The sequence below is a fragment of the [Clostridium] symbiosum ATCC 14940 genome (assembly GCF_000466485.1).
Classification (GTDB): Bacteria; Bacillota; Clostridia; order Lachnospirales; family Lachnospiraceae; genus Otoolea; species Otoolea symbiosa.
In genome coordinates, this window is record NZ_KE992834.1 from 37583 (window position 1) to 58823 (window position 21241).

29 protein-coding genes and 3 tRNA genes are annotated in these 21241 nt (G+C 45.0%); 26 read left to right on the plus strand and 6 right to left on the minus strand.

Going from position 1 to position 21241, the window contains the following annotated elements; translation table 11 throughout:
- Positions 1-159: 159 nt before the first annotated feature.
- The 7 genes from CLOSYM_RS04105 to CLOSYM_RS04135 all read left to right on the plus strand — a co-directional run bounded on the left by CLOSYM_RS04105 (position 160) and on the right by CLOSYM_RS04135 (position 6907).
- Entirely contained in the window at positions 160-531 is a 372-nt protein-coding gene (locus CLOSYM_RS04105; RefSeq protein ID WP_003510696.1) for a GntR family transcriptional regulator, read from the plus strand.
- A 31-nt stretch (positions 532-562) separates the two neighbouring features.
- Positions 563-1129 carry a UvrB/UvrC motif-containing protein gene (locus CLOSYM_RS04110; protein WP_003510694.1) on the plus strand — a complete coding sequence of 189 codons (567 nt, stop codon included), beginning with the start codon at positions 563-565 and terminating at the stop codon, positions 1127-1129.
- Complete coding sequence (locus tag CLOSYM_RS04115) at positions 1113-2147, plus strand: ATP--guanido phosphotransferase (RefSeq protein WP_021641073.1); 1035 nt, start codon at positions 1113-1115, stop codon at positions 2145-2147. Before CLOSYM_RS04110 ends, CLOSYM_RS04115 begins: the two co-directional genes overlap by 17 nt.
- Before the next feature lie 123 nt (positions 2148-2270).
- The gene (locus tag CLOSYM_RS04120; RefSeq protein WP_024738108.1) at positions 2271-4745 is read left to right on the plus strand and encodes an ATP-dependent Clp protease ATP-binding subunit; all 2475 of its coding nucleotides are present in this window, start codon (positions 2271-2273) and stop codon (positions 4743-4745) included.
- Positions 4746-4810: 65 nt separating this feature from the next.
- The gene (locus CLOSYM_RS04125; protein ID WP_003510688.1) at positions 4811-5224 is read left to right on the plus strand and encodes a hypothetical protein; all 414 of its coding nucleotides are present in this window, start codon (positions 4811-4813) and stop codon (positions 5222-5224) included.
- Positions 5225-5308: 84 nt separating this feature from the next.
- Positions 5309-6688: a DNA repair protein RadA gene (gene radA / locus CLOSYM_RS04130; RefSeq protein WP_003510686.1), complete on the plus strand. Its 1380-nt coding sequence runs from the start codon at positions 5309-5311 to the stop codon at positions 6686-6688.
- 148 nt (positions 6689-6836) lie between these two features.
- Positions 6837-6907, plus strand: a tRNA-Trp gene (locus CLOSYM_RS04135).
- A gap of 142 nt (positions 6908-7049) precedes the next feature.
- Here CLOSYM_RS04135 and CLOSYM_RS04140 read toward each other — a convergent pair.
- The 5 genes from CLOSYM_RS04140 to CLOSYM_RS21935 all read right to left on the minus strand — a co-directional run bounded on the left by CLOSYM_RS04140 (position 7050) and on the right by CLOSYM_RS21935 (position 10132).
- On the minus strand, positions 7050-8261 hold the full coding sequence (locus tag CLOSYM_RS04140; protein WP_044902119.1) for a site-specific integrase: 1212 nt from the start codon (positions 8259-8261) through the stop codon (positions 7050-7052).
- Positions 8262-8450: 189 nt separating this feature from the next.
- The gene (locus CLOSYM_RS04145) at positions 8451-8903 is read right to left on the minus strand and encodes a PH domain-containing protein (RefSeq protein WP_021641077.1); all 453 of its coding nucleotides are present in this window, start codon (positions 8901-8903) and stop codon (positions 8451-8453) included.
- Between the two features lie 21 nt (positions 8904-8924).
- On the minus strand, positions 8925-9125 hold the full coding sequence (locus CLOSYM_RS04150) for a hypothetical protein (protein WP_021641078.1): 201 nt from the start codon (positions 9123-9125) through the stop codon (positions 8925-8927).
- A gap of 12 nt (positions 9126-9137) precedes the next feature.
- Positions 9138-9602, minus strand: a complete 465-nt coding sequence (locus CLOSYM_RS04155) for a toxin-antitoxin system toxin component (protein ID WP_021641079.1) — start codon at positions 9600-9602, stop codon at positions 9138-9140.
- Between the two features lie 11 nt (positions 9603-9613).
- Positions 9614-10132 (minus strand): helix-turn-helix domain-containing protein, encoded by a 519-nt coding sequence (locus tag CLOSYM_RS21935; RefSeq protein WP_021641080.1) that lies wholly within the window; start codon positions 10130-10132, stop codon positions 9614-9616.
- A gap of 150 nt (positions 10133-10282) precedes the next feature.
- Here CLOSYM_RS21935 and CLOSYM_RS04165 point away from each other — a divergent pair, with 150 nt between their 5' ends.
- The 12 genes from CLOSYM_RS04165 (at position 10283) to CLOSYM_RS04220 (ending at position 15060) form a co-directional block, all read left to right on the plus strand.
- Positions 10283-10501, plus strand: a complete 219-nt coding sequence (locus tag CLOSYM_RS04165) for a helix-turn-helix domain-containing protein (RefSeq protein ID WP_044902120.1) — start codon at positions 10283-10285, stop codon at positions 10499-10501.
- 28 nt (positions 10502-10529) lie between these two features.
- Positions 10530-11261 carry a Rha family transcriptional regulator gene (locus CLOSYM_RS23345; protein ID WP_021641082.1) on the plus strand — a complete coding sequence of 244 codons (732 nt, stop codon included), beginning with the start codon at positions 10530-10532 and terminating at the stop codon, positions 11259-11261.
- Between the two features lie 18 nt (positions 11262-11279).
- Positions 11280-11741, plus strand: coding sequence for a hypothetical protein (locus CLOSYM_RS04180; RefSeq protein ID WP_021641083.1), 462 nt, complete (start codon positions 11280-11282; stop codon positions 11739-11741).
- Positions 11742-11849: 108 nt separating this feature from the next.
- A complete protein-coding gene (locus tag CLOSYM_RS21945) occupies positions 11850-12908 on the plus strand; it encodes a hypothetical protein (RefSeq protein WP_156684919.1) in 1059 nt (352 codons plus the stop codon).
- Positions 12877-13104, plus strand: coding sequence for a MerR family transcriptional regulator (locus tag CLOSYM_RS04190; protein WP_044902121.1), 228 nt, complete (start codon positions 12877-12879; stop codon positions 13102-13104). Before CLOSYM_RS21945 ends, CLOSYM_RS04190 begins: the two co-directional genes overlap by 32 nt.
- 94 nt (positions 13105-13198) lie before the next feature.
- Positions 13199-13384: a hypothetical protein gene (locus CLOSYM_RS04195; protein WP_021641086.1), complete on the plus strand. Its 186-nt coding sequence runs from the start codon at positions 13199-13201 to the stop codon at positions 13382-13384.
- Between the two features lie 17 nt (positions 13385-13401).
- Entirely contained in the window at positions 13402-13737 is a 336-nt protein-coding gene (locus CLOSYM_RS04200) for a hypothetical protein (RefSeq protein WP_021641087.1), read from the plus strand.
- Positions 13734-13991: a Lar family restriction alleviation protein gene (locus CLOSYM_RS24215; RefSeq protein WP_081697041.1), complete on the plus strand. Its 258-nt coding sequence runs from the start codon at positions 13734-13736 to the stop codon at positions 13989-13991. Before CLOSYM_RS04200 ends, CLOSYM_RS24215 begins: the two co-directional genes overlap by 4 nt.
- The gene (locus tag CLOSYM_RS04205) at positions 13988-14206 is read left to right on the plus strand and encodes a hypothetical protein (RefSeq protein ID WP_044902122.1); all 219 of its coding nucleotides are present in this window, start codon (positions 13988-13990) and stop codon (positions 14204-14206) included. The genes CLOSYM_RS24215 and CLOSYM_RS04205 overlap by 4 nt, the downstream gene beginning before the upstream one ends.
- Positions 14207-14210: 4 nt before the next feature.
- Positions 14211-14399, plus strand: a complete 189-nt coding sequence (locus CLOSYM_RS04210) for a hypothetical protein (RefSeq protein WP_021641089.1) — start codon at positions 14211-14213, stop codon at positions 14397-14399.
- Between the two features lie 67 nt (positions 14400-14466).
- Positions 14467-14691: a hypothetical protein gene (locus CLOSYM_RS04215; protein WP_021641090.1), complete on the plus strand. Its 225-nt coding sequence runs from the start codon at positions 14467-14469 to the stop codon at positions 14689-14691.
- Between the two features lie 12 nt (positions 14692-14703).
- Positions 14704-15060 (plus strand): hypothetical protein, encoded by a 357-nt coding sequence (locus CLOSYM_RS04220; protein ID WP_021641091.1) that lies wholly within the window; start codon positions 14704-14706, stop codon positions 15058-15060.
- Between the two features lie 2 nt (positions 15061-15062).
- Here CLOSYM_RS04220 and CLOSYM_RS04225 read toward each other — a convergent pair whose 3' ends face one another.
- Positions 15063-15536: a GNAT family N-acetyltransferase gene (locus CLOSYM_RS04225; RefSeq protein ID WP_021641092.1), complete on the minus strand. Its 474-nt coding sequence runs from the start codon at positions 15534-15536 to the stop codon at positions 15063-15065.
- Between the two features lie 232 nt (positions 15537-15768).
- On the opposite strand from CLOSYM_RS04225, the gene CLOSYM_RS22225 reads away from it, so the two are divergent.
- The 7 genes from CLOSYM_RS22225 (at position 15769) to CLOSYM_RS04260 (ending at position 21135) form a co-directional block, all read left to right on the plus strand.
- Complete coding sequence (locus CLOSYM_RS22225; RefSeq protein ID WP_169728232.1) at positions 15769-18210, plus strand: bifunctional DNA primase/polymerase; 2442 nt, start codon at positions 15769-15771, stop codon at positions 18208-18210.
- A gap of 346 nt (positions 18211-18556) precedes the next feature.
- Complete coding sequence (locus tag CLOSYM_RS04235; RefSeq protein ID WP_044902123.1) at positions 18557-18781, plus strand: hypothetical protein; 225 nt, start codon at positions 18557-18559, stop codon at positions 18779-18781.
- Positions 18778-19071, plus strand: coding sequence for a hypothetical protein (locus CLOSYM_RS04240; RefSeq protein ID WP_021641095.1), 294 nt, complete (start codon positions 18778-18780; stop codon positions 19069-19071). Before CLOSYM_RS04235 ends, CLOSYM_RS04240 begins: the two co-directional genes overlap by 4 nt.
- Positions 19072-19108: 37 nt before the next feature.
- Entirely contained in the window at positions 19109-20128 is a 1020-nt protein-coding gene (locus CLOSYM_RS04245) for a tyrosine-type recombinase/integrase (RefSeq protein ID WP_021641096.1), read from the plus strand.
- 12 nt (positions 20129-20140) lie between these two features.
- Entirely contained in the window at positions 20141-20566 is a 426-nt protein-coding gene (locus tag CLOSYM_RS04250) for a hypothetical protein (protein WP_021641097.1), read from the plus strand.
- Between the two features lie 336 nt (positions 20567-20902).
- Positions 20903-20972: transfer RNA gene (locus tag CLOSYM_RS04255), tRNA-OTHER, on the plus strand.
- Positions 20973-21063: 91 nt separating this feature from the next.
- Positions 21064-21135, plus strand: a tRNA-Ile gene (locus CLOSYM_RS04260).
- The last annotated feature ends 106 nt before the right edge of the window (positions 21136-21241 follow it).

The window sequence follows — 21241 nt, forward strand, 5'->3', positions numbered from 1 at the left end:
TGAGGGGGCTGGCTGAGTCTTTCGTCCCGGCGGCGTCCTCACCTGATTAACAAAACAAACTGTTCAAACGGCATGAGCATTTACAAGGATTTTACAGGTTGACTTCATGTTTGCTTTGTTATATAATCACTATAACAAATTGACGAAAGATGGTGGATTATGATTGTAGAGATCGACTTTAACAGTGATGAAGCGATTTACATTCAGCTTAGAAATCAGATTATAATAGGCATAGCAACAGAACGTCTCCGCGAAGGGGAGACGCTGCCTTCCGTGCGTCAACTGGCCGATGACATCGGGATTAACATGCATACGGTGAATAAAGCATATTCTGTATTAAAGCAGGAAGGTTTTGTCAAGCTGGATCGACGGAGAGGCGCAGTCATATCTCTGGATGCCGATAAAATCAGGGCAATCCGTGAGATGGAGCGTGATTTAAGCGTTATTCTTGCCAGGGGAGCCTGCAAGAATGTGAGCCGTGAAGAGGTTCATCGGCTGGTAGATTCTATTTTTGACGCTTTTTCCGGGTAAAGGCTGGCATTTTTTCATGGAGGATAAGAAGATGTTATGTGAGAAATGCAGAATTCGTGAAGCAAATATCAAATATACAGAGGTAATGAATGGAGTGAAGACAGAGCATAATCTGTGTTCACAGTGTGCGCAGGAGATGGATTTCGGCCCCTATTCCGCTATAATTGAAGGAGAATTTCCACTCGGCAAGCTGCTGTCAAGCCTGCTGGGGCTGCAGCCGTCTGCCGCGCGGCAGCAGAAGATGGATGAGGTGGCCTGTCCCACCTGCAAGACCACTTACGAGGAGTTTGTCGAGAACAGCCGTTTTGGCTGCGCCGACTGCTATCATGTCTTTGATCTGCTGATAGGAGAGAAGATTAAGAAATTACAGGAGAGCGCAAGCCATACGGGTAAACAGCCGAAGATTCGGCCGGCAGGAGGGACGGCAGCCGTTACCAGCGGCGGTGTCATGGAATTTTCCACAGAGGAGCAGCTTAAGCAGCTGGAGAGAAGGCTTAAGTCTGCGATTAAAGCTGAGGAATATGAGGAAGCGGCAGTCTGCCGTGACAGAATAAAGGCCTTAAAAGAGGAGAATGAAAAGAATGACGAGATGGTTTGAAGATGTAAAGAATGATCCGTCAAATATTGTATCCAGCCGGGTGCGTCTTTCAAGAAACTGGGAAGAGTATAAATTCCCCTCCAGGCTTGAGGACAATGAGGCCAGGTACATGGTAGGGCGGATGATGCAGGAATTGAGAGATATCCAGGGAAAGGACGGCCGCCGGTATGAGTTCAGGGCTTTGGATAAGATGGAAGAACTGGACCGCGTCGCCCTGAGGGAGCGCCGCCTGCTGAATAAGACGCTGGTGGAGAAGAAAACTCCCGGAAGTATTATCTGTTCGGATGACGAAGCGGTAAGTCTCGTACTGAACGGCGACGATCATATCCGTCTGCAGATCCTGGCTCCGGGACTGGAGCTTAAGTCCTGCTATGATGAAGCTGATAAACTGGATGATTATCTTAATGCAAAATTTCCATATGCGTTCAGCAGCAAATATGGGTATCTGACGGCCTATCCCACCAATGTGGGGACCGGAATGAAGGCATCGGTAGTAGTACATCTGCCTTCTCTTTCTACCAGCAAGCGGTTTCAGGATCTTCTGGGAGATATGAGCCGATTCGGGACGACGGTCAGGGGAGTCTACGGCCGCGGAACGGAGAATTATGGAGATCTCTATGAAATTTACAATCAGAAAACGCTGGGGATGAATGAACAGGAAATCATCGAGCTTGTCAGCAGTGTAGCCGTACAGCTTTCCCAGCAGGAACGGGAGATAAGGGAGGCTTCCCTGTCAAAGCACCGTCTTTTGCGCGAAGATGAAGTATATAAATCGTACGGAGTCCTGAAATACGCAAGAAAGCTTTCCATGAAGGAGGCTATGACCTTCCTGTCCCATCTCAGGGCCGGGATAGCGGACGGCCTGGTTGAGACGAAGGAGTTCGCAGGCATTTATAACCTGATGATAGGAATTCAGCCGGCAAATCTTCAGAAGTATTCCAGACAGCCTCTCGGCAAAGATGAGCTTGAAGTGGCTAGGGGCGGATATCTCAGGGAACACCTGCCGGAGCTTAAATGATGAAGGTTGCTGTTCGCACTACGCCCAAAAGCAGTATGGTGCGATCAATAACACGAGGAATACTCCCGTTTGAACAGTAACTGATAGAGAACAGCAGTAATGAATATGCAGGAGGAACATTTTATGATAGACCGTTTTACGCAGAAAGCCAGAGAGGCAATCCGCCTGGCTGTGGAGACAGCAGAGGAGCTGGAGCACGGCTATGTGGGAACAGAGCATCTGCTTCTTGGACTGATAAAGGAAGGAAGCGGTGTGGCTGCTGCCATTCTGGAGCGGTATGATGTGACGGAAGATAAGATTCTGGAGCTGATGGAACGCCTGATTTCACCGGCCGTGCCAACGAGAACAGCAGATCAGGCGGAGTATACACCGGGAGCCAGAGCAGTGCTGCAGGCAAGTTATGAGGAAGCCGTTTTCTTTAAAGCTCCTCTTATAGGGACGGAGCATATACTCATTGCCATGATTAAAGAAGGGAAATGCACGGCATCACGCCTTCTCAATACAATGAATGTAAATATTCAAAAATTATACGTGGATCTGATGGCTGCCATGGGGGACGATGTCCCTGCGGGCCGGGAGGAAGCGGCCGGCAGACTCAGAAAAGAAAAAGGTAATACTCCTAATCTCGACAGCTTCAGCCGGGATTTGACGGAGCTTGCCAAAGAAGGAAAACTGGATCCGGTGATTGGACGCGAGACAGAGATGAAAAGAGTAATCCAGATTCTCAGCAGAAGAGGAAAGAATAATCCCTGTCTGATCGGCGAACCGGGAGTCGGAAAGACGGCGGTTGTGGAGGGGCTGGCGCAGCTCATAATATCGGGCAATGTTCCTGAGACAATCGCAAAGAAGAGAGTTGTCAGCCTCGATTTGTCGGGTATGGTGGCAGGTTCCAAGTACAGAGGTGAATTTGAGGAACGTATCAAGAAAGTCTTGTCCGAGGTAAAGGAGGACGGTGATATCCTGCTCTTCATCGATGAGATTCATACCATCATCGGAGCCGGAGGGGCGGAAGGGGCCATTGACGCTTCGAATATCCTGAAACCGTCGCTGGCCAGAGGAGAAATACAGCTGATTGGAGCCACTACAGTGGAAGAATACCGCAAATATATAGAGAAAGACGCGGCTCTTGAGCGCCGTTTCCAGCCGGTTATGGTAGAGGAACCTTCGGAGGAGGATTCAATCGAGATTCTCAGGGGACTGAGAAGCCGGTATGAGGAGCATCACAAGGTGACGATCACAAATGAGGCGCTAGAGGCGGCAGTCAAGCTGGCGGCCCGGTATATCAACGACCGTTTTCTGCCGGATAAGGCGATTGACCTGATTGACGAGGCATCCTCCAAGCTGCGTCTGACCGTTTACACGGAGCCGGAAGAGATTAAAGTCCTCGAAGAGGATATTAAGAAGCTCGAACGCCAGAAGGAAGACGCCATCAAGGCGGAAGCTTATGAAAAGGCGGGAGACATAAAAAAGAAACAGGATAAAAAACGAGAAAAGATAGAAAAAATCCGCGATAAGTGGCAGAAGGAAAAAAATTCACGGAAGCTGGTGGTCGGTGACAATGAGATTGCGGATATTGTATCCGACTGGACCAGAATTCCGGTCCGAAAGCTGGCACAGGAGGAGTCGGAGAGACTCTTAAAACTGGAATCGATCCTGCATGAAAGAGTGGTGGGCCAGGAAGAAGCGGTAACCGCTGTTTCTAAGGCGATCCGCAGGGGCCGCGTGGGCTTAAAGGATCCTAAGCGCCCGATTGGTTCTTTCCTGTTCCTGGGGCCCACCGGAGTCGGCAAAACCGAGCTGTCAAAGGCGCTGTCCGAGGCAATGTTCGGTACGGAGAATGCGATGATCCGGGTAGATATGTCGGAGTATATGGAGAAGCACAGTGTCTCCAAGATGATTGGCTCACCTCCTGGTTATGTGGGATATGAGGAGGGCGGCCAGCTCAGCGAGAAGGTGCGCCGCAACCCGTATTCCGTCATTCTGTTTGATGAGATCGAGAAAGCCCATCCCGATGTATTCAATATCCTGCTTCAGATACTGGATGACGGTCATATCACGGATGCCCAGGGAAGAAAGATCGATTTTAAAAATACTGTGCTCATCATGACATCCAATGCCGGAGCCGAGAATATCATTTCACCGAAGCGTCTGGGATTCTCTTCCGATTCAGATGCGAAGACGGATTACGAGTTTATGAAAAACCGTGTCATGGATGAAGTGAAAAGGATGTTTAAACCGGAATTTTTAAACCGAATTGATGAAATCATGGTATTCCATCCGCTCAATAAGAAGAATATCGAAGAGATTGCCGGAATTATGCTTAAAACAATTATCAGAAGAACCAAAGCCCAGGTCGGCATGAGCCTGACTGTCGATGACGGGGCGGTTGCATACCTGGCTGAGAAGGGATACGATGAGAAATACGGCGCAAGGCCGCTGCGGCGGACAATCCAGAACCAGATAGAGGATAAGCTCTCAGAAGAACTGCTGGAGGGCCATATTAAAAAGGACGATGAAGTGCTTGTAACCAGAGACGGGGAGGGCCTTAAATTTACCGTCAGGGACTCTTCCAAAGAGAATAAAATACTGGTCAAGTAAAAGAAACTGTGATAGAATAATCCTACACAGGGAAACACACAGAAGAATACCAGGAGGATAGATTTATGCCAGTAGTTAGCGAGTTAATCCGCATCGAGGATGACGGTACAATCAGTTTTGGCAATTATGAATTAGCGACAAAGTCCAAACTTCAGGATTTTGAATACAAAGGAGATTTATACAAAGTAAAAACCTTTCATGAGATAACAAAACTGGAGAGGAACGGAATGTTTGTTTATGAGTCCGTACCGGGAACGGCAGTTAACCATTTTGCTGTTGATGATTCCGAGGTAACCTTTGCTGTAGAAGGAAACCAGGATGCTCAGATCACAGTTCAGCTTGAAGATGATCGTGAATATGAAGTTTTCATTGATGGGATTGCCGTAGGAGGCATGACGACCAACGTAAGCGGAAAACTTGTTTTAAGCGTGGAACTGAACGAGGGCGTAAGAACAGAGATAAGAATTGCAGGAAGATAGAGATAAGCAGAATTACAGGATGGAGGCGGTCGAAAGATTTGCCTCCATTCTGATGTCGGCGACTATTTATTTACGGAGGAGAGAATGGCAAAAGGGAAATCAACAGCTTATTTTTGCAGTGATTGCGGCTATGAGTCGGCGAAATGGACCGGACAGTGCCCGGCATGCAAGTCGTGGAATACGATGGTGGAGGAGCCGGTCTCCCAGATAAAAACCGTTGGTAAAGGCGGGACTGGCTCTGCCCGGAAGGTATCCGCCGATACGGCCAGGCCTGTCATGCTGTCGGAGATTGTGCTGGACGAGGAGGATCGGATACGGACCGGCTTTGATGAGCTGGATCGCGTTTTAGGCTCGGGGATCGTAAGGGGCTCCCTTGTATTGGTTGGAGGAGATCCGGGCATCGGTAAGTCCACGCTTCTTCTGCAGGTTTGCCGTAATCTGGCGGGACAGAACCAGAAAATACTTTACATATCGGGAGAGGAATCCCTGAAACAGATAAAGCTGCGGGCGAACAGAATCGGGACGGTGACAGGCCCCCTTTCTTTCCTGTGTGAAACAAACCTGGGGACCATAGAAGAGGTGATTAAACGGACAATGCCGGATGCGGTTGTGATTGATTCCATACAGACCATGTATATGGAGGAAGTTACTTCGGCTCCCGGCAGTGTCAGCCAGGTGAGGGAATGCACCAATATTTTGATGCAGATTGCCAAGGGTCTGGGCGTTATGGTATTTATTATTGGCCATGTGACAAAGGAGGGGGTTGTGGCCGGACCCAGGGTACTGGAACATATGGTGGACACGGTGCTCTATTTTGAAGGTGACCGCCATGCTTCCTACCGGATATTAAGAGGGATTAAGAACCGTTTTGGCTCCACGAATGAAATCGGTGTGTTCGAGATGAGGGAGGAGGGACTGGCAGAAGTAAAGAATCCATCGGAATTCATGCTGGACGGCAGGCCCGCAGGAGCCTCGGGTGCCGTTGCCGCCTGTTCATTGGAAGGAACCAGGCCGATTATGCTGGAGGTACAGGCGCTGGTGACAAAGACGAACTTCGGAATGCCCAGAAGAACAGCGGCGGGAACTGATTATAACCGGGTGAATCTCCTGATGGCGGTACTCGAAAAAAGATGCCGGTATGAATTGTCCCAATTCGATGCCTATGTCAACATTGCGGGCGGTATGAAAATGAATGAACCGGCGCTGGATCTGGCCATCGTGATGGCACTGATTTCCAGCTATAAAGACAGACCGGTCGATGAAAAGACCGTCATATTCGGCGAAGTCGGTCTATCCGGGGAAGTAAGGGCCGTATCAATGGCCGAACAGAGAGTGAACGAAGCGGTGAAGCTGGGCTTCACACGCTGCATCATGCCGCTCGTAAGCTTTGAAAAGCTGAAAAAAAGAAACGATATTGAGCTGGCGGGGGTAAGCAATGTAAGAGAGGCAATCAACCTGATTTAACCCCAGGACAGTGGTTAAGAAGCAATATTGTTACGTTGAGCGAAACAATTACAATAATTTCATTAATTAAAACAATTTATTTGCAATTTGGAAAAAACCGATTGACATACTGCCTGTCCTGTGGTATTATACTTGGGCAGGCAATTTTAGGGGAATAGTTCAATGGCAGAGCAACGGTCTCCAAAACCGTTAATGGGGGTTCGAATCCCTCTTCCCCTGCTAATGAATAGGGAATTTAAAAAAGCTCAGAAACCTTTGATTTTAAAGGGAATCTGAGCTTTTTTAATATTTTGAATTGAAAAGGTGTAGATTCAATATTATCTCGTCTTAAAAAAATATACGGACTAAATACGGACTGACTTTATTTTGCTGTCTTCCCCCTTTTCTTGTTAGTGTTTCTGTAAAGGAGTTCCGCTACATCGTTACTGACTTTTTTATCACTTTCCTTCAAAACGTGGCTGTACATGTTTTGAGTGGTGCTAACCTGATCATGTCCGAGACGCTTAGATATTGCGACAGGATTTTCACCGAGTTCGTACAATATGCTTGCATGGGTGTGTCTGAATTTATGTGGGTGTATCGGAGGTAGATCGTATTCGTCCTGCAATTGATATAGATAAGTATTCAATGAATCAGGATACATAGGAAGGCCGTTATCCTGGGTAAAGCAGAAGCCGGTATCTGTCCAGAGATCCCCCATACTCATTTTATGCTTAAGTCGTTCTTTTCTATATAATTTCAGCAAACTGCATATTTCAGGTGCTATATTGATTGTCCTTTTTTTATGCGTCTTTGGAGTGTCGTTGTAAACACCGATATCAGGAGAATATAAAAGATTGTTTTCTATTACGATCTGATTAGCTCCGAAGTCGATAGAAGACCATTTCAACCCCATTATTTCACCGCGCCTGGCCCCCGTATCAATCAGCAAGTAAACAATCACTCTCCATTTTAACGGTTCCTTCAGCAGCACTTCACGGATTCTTATTACATCCGCTATTTCAAAAAAATCGGCCTCATGCTTTGGCTGTTTTGGTGGTGTGGCTCCATCGGCCGGATTAAACTGGATTATACCTTCCTTTACGGCTTGTTCCAATATCGCATGTATCAGGCGATGATGATGCAGGATTGTCTGCGGAGATAACCCTCCACCAGTTCGCTTATTTTGCCCCTTTTTACCCATCTTTAGATAAAAGCTGTTCAGTTCCGCACTGGTGAGCTTTGAAACGGTAATATGGCCGATTTCAGCATTGATACGGTTTAGGAGCTGCTTGTACCGGAATACAGTCTTGTGCTTGTTGTCTCGTTCTTTCAACGTCATTACATAAGCAGCATACTGTTCGAATGTCTTCTTTTCGATTGATATACGTCCAGCTTTGCAGTTAAGCTCAAATTCGTTTGCTACCTTATCCAGTTCTTTTTGGATGGACCGCTCTTTCCAGCCCTGCGGGACCTTCCAACTCATAGAAAATGGTTTGAGTTTCTTTCCGGAACTGTCCCGGCCTCGGAACACCTCAATTTGATATGAAATGATTTCGCCTTGCTTGTTTTTGCGTGGGGTTATGCTTGCCATAGTATCATCCTTTCTGAAAGTTGCGATATCGCAACTATTTTTGAGTATAAAAATAACGCCCTCTTGCCAGGACGCCCTAAGGATGATATAATTTATTTGTTCAGAATAAAGTATATCTTTCCGGAGCAATCCGGCAAGAGAATCTATGTGAAAAGCTCTTGTGTTTGTCGCACAGGGGCTTTTTGCTACTTATTTGTCTAACCCGTTTATGCGCAGACAGTTTTCATATGCCAATTCCTGTAGAATTTTGTACAAAGACTGAACATTGTACTTTTTAGGAAATTCCAGCTTATGCGATGCATATGTAACATGGTGGCCTTTCAGTTCCGGGGAGTTGATATATGTAAAGGTCAGTTCACTGTCATCAAAACCGAAACCGGATGTCTCCATCTTTACTTCAACAATGGAAAACAGATTTATGGATGTAACACTCATTTTCGTGCCTGTAGCGCCTTGCTTATCTGTCAAAACAATGCGCTTATCAGTAAAAATCAGAGCATCACGCACCAGTTTGAATCCCATTGTAATCTGTTCTCCATCCATCAGATACATTCCGTATTCTTTGTTGAGTTCTTCAACGGACGCTTCGCTGTAGTTCGCAGCAAATCCTCCCTGTAAAATGTTTTTCATTCCAAATGCCATAATAAAATCCTCCTTTGTATATTATTTAAATAAATCAAAAAGGCTGAAAGTAGTCTTTTTGTAGATTTTGTTATAGGCAGCCTTCTTCGGGTTCTTCAGCCAGCCCATGCCCTTCTTACCGTATCCTGGGATAATCGCTTTTTTAATCGCCCTTTTGGCCCGGCCGGTGGTTCTGGCCTTAAAGGACTTCATGGGGCTTACTTTTCTCATTCCGAATTTCATGCGGTGTCCTCCTTATATCTGGAAATACTCATACACTTGAAGATTAGGTTCAAATTGTATGAAATAGTTATCTATCATAATACCATGCCCGTATATTTTCCGGTAAAACTCTATGGCCTCCGTAAAGGTTTCCTCTGATACGTTAAGATATTCGGCTGCCTCGAACGGATTTCGGCACTGATGCTGATAGGCCCATATAATTCCTTGTAGTCCGATCTGTTTATTATAAGCCCATAACCGGGCTGAGCGTTCCTGTTTGCAGCTATTAACTGTATCTTGTTCCAGAATGTTACCAACGGTGGTATAGAAATGGCCCATTTCTTCTGCCAAAGTATCCGCTTTTTTTTGCAAAGTCGGTATGTCCTTCCGGATCGCAATGCGGCAGCCCTTGCAACGGCCATCACCGGACAGGAGTGGGGCTTCTTTCACTATCAGCCCTGCTCCGTCGGCTTCAATCAGTAATTCATCATAAGTCAATCCATCAACCCCTATTTATTCCAAAAAGCGTCGTCGTCCATAATGTCATTGTCATGTTTTCTCATATCGTCAGTTACTTCAATGTCAGTGCGTTCGTGGGCGGCCTGGGGCATTATATGTTCTTTTGGAAGAGGAGTAACTTTGTTGCGACGTTTAACTTCTGCAATGGTAAGTTCTAAAGTGCTTTTTAAAAGTTCCATATGTTTGCTGTCTAAAGGTTCTCCATTATAGAACAGAGGGCCTTTCCCATTCTCGAACTCTTTCATGATTTTATTAAGTTCGTCACCAATTTCACGCTCATCTTTTTTGGGAAGTTGTGGCTTCTCCTCCTCCCATCCCATAAGATAGGCAACGGTTGTTTCAAGTGCATCAGCGAATGCGACGACCTTAGACTGTGTTATATCATTTATTCCTGCTTCAATTTTGTTTATAGTTGACTTGGATTTATAATTTAGTTTTTTTGCTAATTCTTCCTGAGTCATTCCAAGTTCTTCACGTCGCTTTCTTATATTGTTTCCAACGGTAGTCATGTAAGCACCTCCTACAAGAATATGATAGCACACTGTACATTAAAAATCAACTTTTTTTAGCAAAATTCAAAAAAATAGTTGACAAAAAATCAACCCAGTGCTAGAATTTTGAGTAGATTTAAAATCTACAGAGGAAAGGAGGAAAAAGGATTGACTGATACTGATAAAATCAAACAGTTAATCTCTGAAAGTGGTTTTAAGATGCAGTATGTCGCATCAAAATTAGGTATAACTAGAGCCGCGCTTTCTCTTAAACTCAATAACAAAAGTGAGTTTAAGACAAGTGAAGTTGCTGTGTTGTGCGAATTATTAGGGATTAATAGTCTTGAAAAAAAAGAAGAAATTTTTTTTATGAAAAAAGTAGATTAAAAATCTACAAAAGAAAGGAGAAGGAAGCATGAATAAACAAATTGAACAGACATTAGACAGCCGCGAAGTAGCGGAGATGTTAGGCAAAGAACACAAGAATTTAGTAAGAGATATTCGCTCATACGTTGAAGAACTTTCACTCCTCCAAAATGAGGAGTCAGATTCACGGCTCAAGATTGAGCCGTCAGATTTCTTTCAGGAAAGTAAATACATAAAAAGAGGAAAAGAATATCCTTGCTTCAAAATTACAAAGAAGGGTTGCGAGTTTACAGCCCACAAGCTGACTGGAATTAAAGGAACGGAATTTACGGCCCGCTATATCAACCGTTTTCACGACATGGAGAATACCATCCGGGAGGGTATTCCTCAGAAAGAAAAAGCCGATACGCAAGACCGTACCCGCATCATGGAAATGAATGCCCGTTCCCGGATGGCGCAGACATATCTTAAGCTGGCCCAGGTAGATACGCTCTCAGGTACATATAAAACAATCCTAACCGCGAAGGCCGCCGAGACATTAGCCGGAGAGCCGATTCTGCCTCTGCCGAAGTCGGAAAGAAAAGTGTATTCGGCAAGCGAGATAGGGGAATTGTTTGGAATTTCAACAAATAAGGTTGGCCGGATTGCAAACGAATGCCATCTTAAGACGGAGAAATATGGAGAATACCGGCGGAGCAAGAGCGAACATTCGGTAAAAGAAGTTGATACCTGGGTGTATTTTGAAAGCGTAATTCCAGAACTTGAAAGAATCTTAGGATAAAAGAGGAGGAGAAGTAAAATGAATAAGACTGTTAGAAAAGAAAACTATGAGCGCGGTATGAAATATGGTGATGAAGTTTATTGTGGTCAGGATTTAAGAGATTTTGTTGGTATGACGATCAGGGAGGTTAGCTCTAATGACATAGATGCAAATGTCATTATATGGCTTGAGAACGAAGAAAGAAGCGTAGCGTTGTACTTTGATGACATTTGCTTCGACGGAGAACATATCAGAACAGTAGCTCATTCAGAAGATAGTTCATCATTTCTGTTGCGCCCTGTTTCGGAAAAAGATTTAAAAGAAATCTCAGAAATGAAAGGATATTGTGACTTAGATGTGTATGACGATAATGATGAGAAAATCGGAGTCAATCACATGTATTGCAATGATATCGGCCTCGAAGGAACAGAAGAATTTAAAGTAAAACGTCTGTATGTTTTTCACGATGGACAAATCATGACACAGAAAGAGGTTGAATAGATAGAAATGGACACAGAGAGCAAAGAGCTTTTATTAAAGCACATAAAGAAGGGGAAGTATGTCTCAGAACCCATCTTCAGTATATGCAAAATTATGAAGGGTGGGGACATGGAACTGTTTGCAAAGTCCTGTTGCGACAGAATTGAAGAGGGTGGTTTGAGAGACGGAGTTCATGTTTTTAGAATGAAACCTGCATCCTGGGGGTTAGGAGTTGATGCCTACGGCCTGAAGCTTTGCAGGGCTGTACTGGAAGCGTATTTACAACCGGAATATCTGGACGAGATAGAAGAAGCGACGCAGGCTCATAGTTCTTGGATTATAAATATTAACAATATGCTTTATGCTCTCAACCGGATGGACAAAAAGAGCTTGTTGAAGGCTGAGCCAGAGGCATTTGGCTATAAGGCTTCGTCGGAAGATTATAACGACATAGCTGATATATTCAGGACTACACTGAGATACCGGCGTTTCCCTTGTAATCTTCGCCCTTTCGCAGAACGACTATTCTTCACCTGCTGCCTGTTGGCAGAATACAGAGGACCGGCCAATATACTAATTCCCTTTGCAAAGGGAGCCTGGGACATGTGGGAGAATGACGGAAGACATGAGACAGGGAACGGGACGTATAGCAATGCCCTGTGGAGATTCTTGGCTTCACGCGGCGGTGCATCCAAAGTGCATCGGTTACAGGGGGATGACCTGGCTAAATATATCTATCTGGAAGTAAAGGCTTACAGGAAAGAGAAATGGAAAGAAATCAATCACATTAAGAATAAATCCTGTCTGGAAATTGAGAACCGGTACAAAGAAATTAAAATGGTGCTGGATGCCATCGGGAGATTGACACCTCAAAAACTTTTACAGTTATATCCGGTGACGAAAGAATACGACGGGGAGCGATGGGACTGCAAGGACTATTTTTATACGATGGATAAGCTGAAACAGTGGCCGCCTGATAAGCCCATCGGAACCGCCCAGGAAGTGGCCTGTCTCCTGTGGGATTATCAGAATACGGATCTGGAAATTATGCTTTTACAGTGGCTGAATGCCGTTGATGACTTGAAAATTTACTGCAATAAAAACGGCCCATCGGATCGGTTCCATGATTTGATGTTAAAGAAAGGAAGGGACCATAATGGCAGAAATACCGAGAATGCGGACAATTAAACAGTGTGCTGCCTACTTTAAAGAGCAAGACCCGGATAGCGGCCTCGGTGAGTGGAGAATCCGTCAGATGGTAAATCAGGGTGAAATACCGGTATATCGCGCTGGCCGAAGAATCCTGATTAACCTTGACACGCTGATTACACACGTTGCCGGCGAAACGCCTGCTGCCGAAGAAAAAGAGAAAGCCCTTAACTGACGGCAATCAGAAAAGGGCAACCGGCCGGAGCCGATAGATTATAACACAAATACATAATACCACGGTTCCGGCGAAAGTTAAAGGAGGATTTTGGATGAAAAAAGATTTATCAGATTTATCAATTGAAGTTGAAGGAATATCATTGGCGATTACAGGGTTAATCAACCAACTGGATAATAATAAAACAAATTCGCTGACAGGAGATTCGTTGGGAAAAGCACTCTTCGGAATATCGTGCCATTTAGACCGAATATCGGACGATTTGAGCGACATGATTTAGCTTAAGGAGGATTTAAGATGAATTTTAAAATTTTAAATAGTGAACATCGGATTTTATCAGTTCCCCAGGAAGATATACCAGATGATTTACATGGACATACTCTTGTTTTTTACTGGCCGAAACACGACGCAATTGTACTAAGTGAAAGTAGCTCTATTTTTAAAGATGTATCGGAAATAGTGGAAGGCTATTTATCGCTTGATGATTATGTCAGGAAAGAGATTATGGATAGTGTACCAGATGGGAGAGCCGGAGAATTTATATTGGGCATAGAACAGGTGTTAAACAGAATTATTAGAATCCGACGCAGACTGTATCGGAGCGGACTTAGGAAAGAGAGGGCAGCGATATGACACAGATCATAGAAGTGAATAACTTAAAACCATGTCCGTTCTGCGGAGGCGAAGCAGAACTTCGGACACAGGAGAATCCATTCGGACACATGACGGCCCGTATAACTTGCAAGAGATGTCATTGCACATCCCCTATATTGATGGAAGGCCATACTGTCGGATTTGTTGGTAAGCCGTCCAGGTATGTTTCGCTAGATGAATGTGTTAAAGCGGCAATAGAACGTTGGAACTTAAGAAAGGGGGAATCAGCATGAAAAAAGATGATTTTACAGAAGAAGAACTGAAAGCTTTGTATAGCGGTTTTTTGGATCGGAACTGTGAGCCGGCGCCGGAGGCTGTCAGCGAAGCATATACAGCTATAAGCAAGGCACAAGAAGACTATTTGTGTGCGTTGGAGGAGTACCAGTTCCGGGAGGTGTTTATGTACGGCTATGAATTGGGAATGAAGAGCGCAGAAGGAAAGGGGTAGTAGGATGACATATCCAATTAATGAACAGGACTTTGTTGAAAGCTGGATGAAGGTGCTTGAAAAGCCGGACGAGGGTGATGTGGCGCTTGCCGAAGCGATCGTCAGCACAATCAACCGCGCCTATAATGTGGGAAAAGAAGAAGGGGTCCGGATCGGGATAAATCTTGCCAAAAAGGAGAATAAAATACCATGACGAATGAAGAGCTTGTCATGAAGATTAAGGCCGGAGAGTTGCGATATCGCAACAGAAAGGGAGCATTATGAAGATAGCAGAGATACGGAAAATGGTAATGATACCAGAAGAGCGTTATGACCGGATGCTGGAGAGTTATGATAAGGCAGTAAATACAACAGGGAAACTTGTAAAGGAGGTTTCTGCAATGCAAGCGGAGCTTGACCGCAGAACTATAATCGAAAATGAAGCGATCCTGCTTATCAGCAAGTGTCGTTTCTTGGAAGCAATGGAGTTGCTGGCAATGATTTAGAGGAGGTATCCAATGAAAAAAGACGAGATGAAAGAAAAAGTATTAGAGTACATAGAGCAGAATGACCATGTGAGCTATGCAGAACTGGAATGGCTGTTTGAGCAGAACGATTATGACTATAAGGGGAACCTGGACGCATTATCAGAGCGGTGTGAGCATGTGGTTTTTTGGACAGGCTGGAAGAAAGAGGCATATGACATGCTGGGCGAACTTATCAGCGAAGGAAAGGCGCATCGGAAGCCAACGCCGTTTCTCACCTATCTGATAGATGGAAAAACACTGCAGCTCCCTTTGGTGAAGCGTGGCATGCAGTACAAAACAGACCATTGGCTGCCGGCGGTATTCTGCAAAGGGCTGGAACGGCGGTAAAACTAAATAATTTGTATCTTGACTTCATCCGTAGAAAAATTGTTATAAAAATTAGTGAGTTCGCTCCTATTCAGGGCATTTGTTTCATCACTGGAATCAGGACACGCATCGAGAACAATGATATGAATATCATTGTTTGCACAAAAGCCGATCAATTTATTGAGATAAAAAGATGCAATGCCCTGTTTTCTATACAGGCTGTTGGTTGCTATGTGCTGCAGATAAACGTGGCGCTCAGATATTTTAAGTTTACTAAAAATGTTATTAAATTTTTCTTCAATAAAAAAATGCATAGTAAAAACACATTTTTTTTCTAAACTATTGTACAAGAAAAATTTCACAGTATCAGTTTTACAATGGCAGCCACAGCCGACAAGACTACTATCAGCAAGCGTATCATTAAAACAGAATTCAAGATTTAAATATTTCAAATTGTCGGGGAAACCAAAATTCATTATTGTATTTGCATCTAACATTTCCTCACCTCTTGGTGATGTATTATAGCACATATAATTATGAGCGTAAATAGGAAATGATATTGGAGTAATAGCTCATGCGATGTATCGGGCCACGGCTCTTTACATAGTAACTCGTTGACCGTTCATTCTCTGGTTAATATATCACGAAAATATTGAATGCCACTTGAGTGAACCTTCGGAGAGAGGTTGACTGCCTCTCTCCACACACAAATACAGAATGGAGGCCGAAGTGTCTGAGAAATATAGTTTAAGGCAGTATGCACTTGCCTATGCGAAAATGGGAATGGCCGTTTTCCCTTTAGCGCCCCGTTCCAAACGGCCTGTTATGGAACAGGGATTCCATAAGGCAAGCACCGATCCGGCTATCATCAATAGCTGGTGGAAGAGAAATCCGAATTTTAACATTGGAATTGCAACAGGTCAGATGAGCGGAGGGCTTATTGTAATTGACCTGGACATTGATAAAGACAAAGGAAAATACGGCGATGAGACGCTGCGTGAGTGGGAGCTGGAACACGGTACGCTTCTGGATACCTGCCGGACGATTACCGGCCGCGGAGGTTATCATCTGCTTTACAAAACTGACAGAGAGGTGCCTTGCAGTATAAATGAAGAAAAAGCAGTAGACATCCGCGGCGATGGCGGTTACATTGTGGCACCGCCCAGTATACATGAAAACGGACATGCATATGAGTGGGAGCAGGCACCGGATGAATTTGTCATCGAGCAAGCGAATGACTTAGTCTATCAGTTTATAGATTTTGTACGGCCTGAAAAGAAGCTGAAAGAGTCTTTCTCTGTTCCGGAGATAATCCCGGAGGGCAGTCGAGATAATATGCTGTTTAAGCTGGCATGCAGTTTACAGGCAAAAGGATTATCGGATGACGCAATACTGGCGGCAGTACAGGTGGAAAATGAAACAAGGTGTGTACCGCCGCTTACAGATAAAGAAGTGGTGCAGAAGGTTGAAAGTGCGCTGAAATACCAGAAGTCCAGTTCTCCATATTCCGGAAAGGTTCTTCCGTCAACGGATGGAGTGACTCAATTCATCGACGCGCCGGTTCAATTAAAATGTGGAGACTGGATTTGCAATAAAGACGGGGTGTATAAATGGATTCCGGGAAAAAGGGAGACAGATCCGCCTATCTTGATTGTCGCAACCCACCAACAAATCCTCCCCGTTGGCATAACCGAGAATATTGAAACAGGCGAACAGAAATATACAATCGCCTTCAGCGTCCGGCGGAATGGCCGGTACATATGGAAAGATATCAAGGTGGAACCGGCTATCTGCTGTTCAAAGACTAAAATTGTTACACTTGCCAACCTGGGCATGGTGGTGACTGACCAAAAGGCGAAGAACCTTGTTAATTATATAGCTGATATGTACCGTATCAACGAGGACGAACTTCCGGTGACGAAAGCTATTTCTCACCTGGGATGGATTGGAAAAGAATTTTTCCCCTATGTCAATGGGATTGTATTTGACGGAGACAACGCCCAGGAGAAGACGGTTCAGGCGATAAAGGGACACGGTTCCGCCGAACAGTGGCGCAAAGAATGCACGGAATATCGAAAGAGTCTGATTGTACGGCTTCTGATGGATGCAAGCCTTGCCTCAGTGCTTATCAGTAAATTAAAATGTCTGTGCTTTGTCGTCCACCTGTGGGGCGGGACCGGAACAGGTAAGACCGTGGCTTTTCTCGTGGCTGCCTCTATATGGGGCCTGCCGGATGAATTAATCTTGTCGGTAGATTCAACTATTAATTACTGTACCAGCCGCGCCGCGCTGCTGAAGAGTCTGCCGGTATTCGTGGACGAGACGCAGCTTTCCCGGGGAAGCCTTGAAAAGCTGATTTACGCAATGACGGAAGGGAAGACCCGTGGCCGCCTGGGCCGGGACAGCAAGGAAAAGAATCAAAAGACGTGGGAGAATGTCTCTTTTTTCAACGGGGAACGGCCGATTGTCGGGGAGCAGTCCGGTGCCGGAGCCATCAACCGTATTATCGACCTGGAAGTGGATAAGCCGCTTTTTACGGACTTCGCCCATGTTCTCGAGATAGTCCGGGAAAATAACGGACATGCCGGGGAGGTATTTGTGGCACATGTGCAGAGTATTAAAGATTCTGTACTGATACAGCGGCACAAGGAATGGTGCCAAAAACTCTCCATCGTCGCGGAAAGCACAGGAAAGCAGATCCAGGCGTTGGCCTGCATCCTCCTAGCGGATGAGCTGGCGAGGGAATGTATCTTCACAGGAGAGGCAACTCTTGACCCGGCGGCGGTGGCCGGCCTGCTGAAGCGTGAGGACGAGGTTTCCCAATCGGAAAGGGCTTATCAGTTCATTGTGGACTGGATTGCAATAAATGAAAACCTGTTTGACCCGAATTTCAGTGTGAGGATTGTTGGGAAACTCGAAAAAGATAGCTGTATGTTCAATCAGACAGAGTTGCAAAAAGTGCTGGAAGAAAACGGGTTTGACTTTAACGCAGTAAAAAAGGATTGGGTAAAATCCGGATACCTGAAGCGTGCAAAAGATGGAAGACTTGCCTTTGTGACGACAATAGGAACCAAAGGTACGAGAGCCAGGTATATAAAAATCTCTTTGCCGACCTCTTTTATCTTTGACGATTTAGAGGACTGCCCTGATAAGACACCCCCCTTCAGGTAGAAAGAGATCGCATTTTTCTAAAAAGGATCGCAAGAGATCGCGTGAAAATAAATTTTGCGATCTCGAGAAAACCCTTATAAATAAAAGGTTTCTTTCTATAGAGATCGCAAGATCGCATAGATATTGTTTACAGAGAGATATATATTTTTTATATATAGGGAACAGTGAGTGATAAATATATAGTGCTTTAAAAAACGAAAAAAATGCGATCTTGCGATCTTTTTTCAAAAAACCTAGTAATATCAATGGATTCAAGAGATCGCATAAGGGAAAATCACGCGATCTCTTGCGATCTTTTTTAAGAAATTGCGATCCTTGAGTAAACAGCGCAGAAAGGATGAGACAAATGACGAATCATGAAATAATGGATATTTTCAATCAAGTATATAACGAATTCTGGATAAAGTGGAGAGACAAGCCCCTGACGCCGGATGCGGATATGTGGGATCTGGTAATACTGGACGGCGCGGCGATAATGGAGCGACATAATTCAAAACTATGTAAAGACATGGTGACTGAACTGGTGGTTGAACTGGACAACAGAAGCAAGGAGAGAGGAGCAAAAAAATGAGCAGAAACCTGTATGATGTAACCGATGTAAGAACAGATAAAATACTTTTTACCGGGCTGTCACGGAACGAGGTGCAGGACAAGATAGGATTATCGGCCAAACATGTCTATCTATATGCACAAAACTATTCCATTTACAAGGGGATATATCAAATTTCGGCCAGAGGGGAAAAAACCTGGCAAGATGAATTTGTAATCCGGTGGAACCTGATAACAGAAGAGCTTCGGAAGTATAGAGGCTTGAACCGGATAAAGATTGTAGAAGAAAATGGAGGAAACGGAGATACATAGCTAAGAGTTTTTGGAGATACACAAGGAGGTAACAATTATGATGAGTGCAAACGCAGTAATCAACAATATTCTGGTTCAGTCCAGTGATTATATAAAAGACAAACATTTCGAAGACCTGAAAATGGTCTTATACATGAACCTATGTAATTTTACTTTCGTTCAAAATGATACATCGAACGAACTAATTGAAAACTCTGATATTACCTTTGGGGTTTTAAGGAATTGGAGGGACCAATTAATCGTGGAAGGGAAGACCGCAGGAACGATTACGCAGTACCTGTTTGCGATGCGAAAATTAATCGAGTTTACCGGGCTTGGAATCGCAGAGATACGGGAGAATCATATCCGGAGCTATCTCGCACACGGTAAGGTATACAGGAAGTGGAAAGACAAGACGTACAACGGGAAGGTTAGATGTCTCAGGCAGTTTTTTAATTGGGCCACTGATTACGACATCATTGTAGAAAATCCCATGAGAAGAATAAAGGAGACGAAAGAAGATTTTCGGATTGGTTCCATCCTGACACCGGAGCAGAGGGAGATTTTCCGCTGCTGCTGCCGGACCGAAAGAGAGCTGTCCCTGATAGATTTTTTATACAGTTCTGGCGGCCGAATCTCCGAAATTCGCCAGCTTAACCGCAATCAGATAGACCTGGTGAACCGCCGGGCGGTTATCTATGGCAAGGGCAGAAAGGAAAGAGAGATATATTTTTCGCCGCAGGCATTCGTACACGTCACGCAGTATCTTGCCGGCAGGAAGGATGATAATGAGGCTCTGTTTGTATCCACGAAGAAACCTTATAATCGGTTAACAAAAGACGGTATTCGGTGGATTATAAAAAATATACAGTCCAGGGATGAACGTCTGAAGGGCTTACAGATATCACCGCACACCTTCCGGCGGACATGCGGTACTGATATGATAAATCACGGCGCACCGGCGGAACTGGTACAGCGTAAACTTGGACACAGCAATATCAATACGACACTGACATGTTATGCGCGGATTGCCACAGAGACAGTCCGGGAGGCAAACAACAAATATTGTTACGCATAGGCAGGAGGATTAATGACAGCTAAGGAATATTTGAAGAGGATTAGAAAACTGGATCACGATATCGACAGAAAGCAGTATGAGTTTGAGACTTTAAAGAAGCGCAGGACATACATAAGCGGAATGGATTACTCGGCAGACAGGGTGCAGATGAGTTCCGACGGGGAAGGATTTACCAGTATATCAGATAGACTTATCGACTTGCAGCGAGAAATTAATACCGAGATAGATGAGTACCATGATATGAGACATAAGGCCATTAATCAAATACAGAGTTTATCAAGAGAGGAATATTCTGATATCCTGTTCCGTCTGTATGTACAATATCAGTCAATGACCGAGGTAGCGTCCGAGATGAAATATGATTATTACTGGGCCTGTCATCTACATGGCAGGGCATTACTGGAATTTGATGACCGCTTTTTGAAACACCGCAACTAACCGCAAGACTTTTTCTATTAACCCATGTTATAGTGTAGATAGCGAATTAGGGATAGAAGCCTGGTTCGCTTCATTCATCATTATTCCGGCCGTTTGAAAATAATTAGAGCGGCCGGGACCTCCGTACGGCCGCCAGCGTGCAACAGCCTGGTGGCCGATTAGAAGCCGACGTTCTTACTGCTTTCTTCATGGCTTCGCAAATCGGATAGAAAACGGCGTTTAGGTGACACGAAAGGGCCCTTGGTTGGTATCATGCCAGTTGGCTGCTGTGCGGCCCGAAAGATACCCGTCAGCCAGCCGCGCAGAGCTGGTGCATACCGGGGACGACCCGGTAATCGGAATGTAGCTTAAACGGCAGAGTAGCGGTGGCCACCGCAAGGTGCAGGTTCGAACCCTGCCATTCCGAAGAGGCCGGTTCGCTACCGGATGAACTGAGAGTGAGCGCAACGCCTCAGAGAGATTGACAATGCCCGTCAGAGATGGCGGGCCGTGCTATGTGGAGCATGGCGCAGTGGTAGCGCAGGCGTCTGATGGCTGCCAGGTCTCCGGTTCGATTCCGGATGTTCCGCTTGTGAGAATAAGTATAACCAGTTGACAAAAGTAGTGGGGCGTTTATCGATTGATAGGCGCTTTTTTAATGCATGAAAGAAGGTGAAATTTTTGAGGAACCGCCCG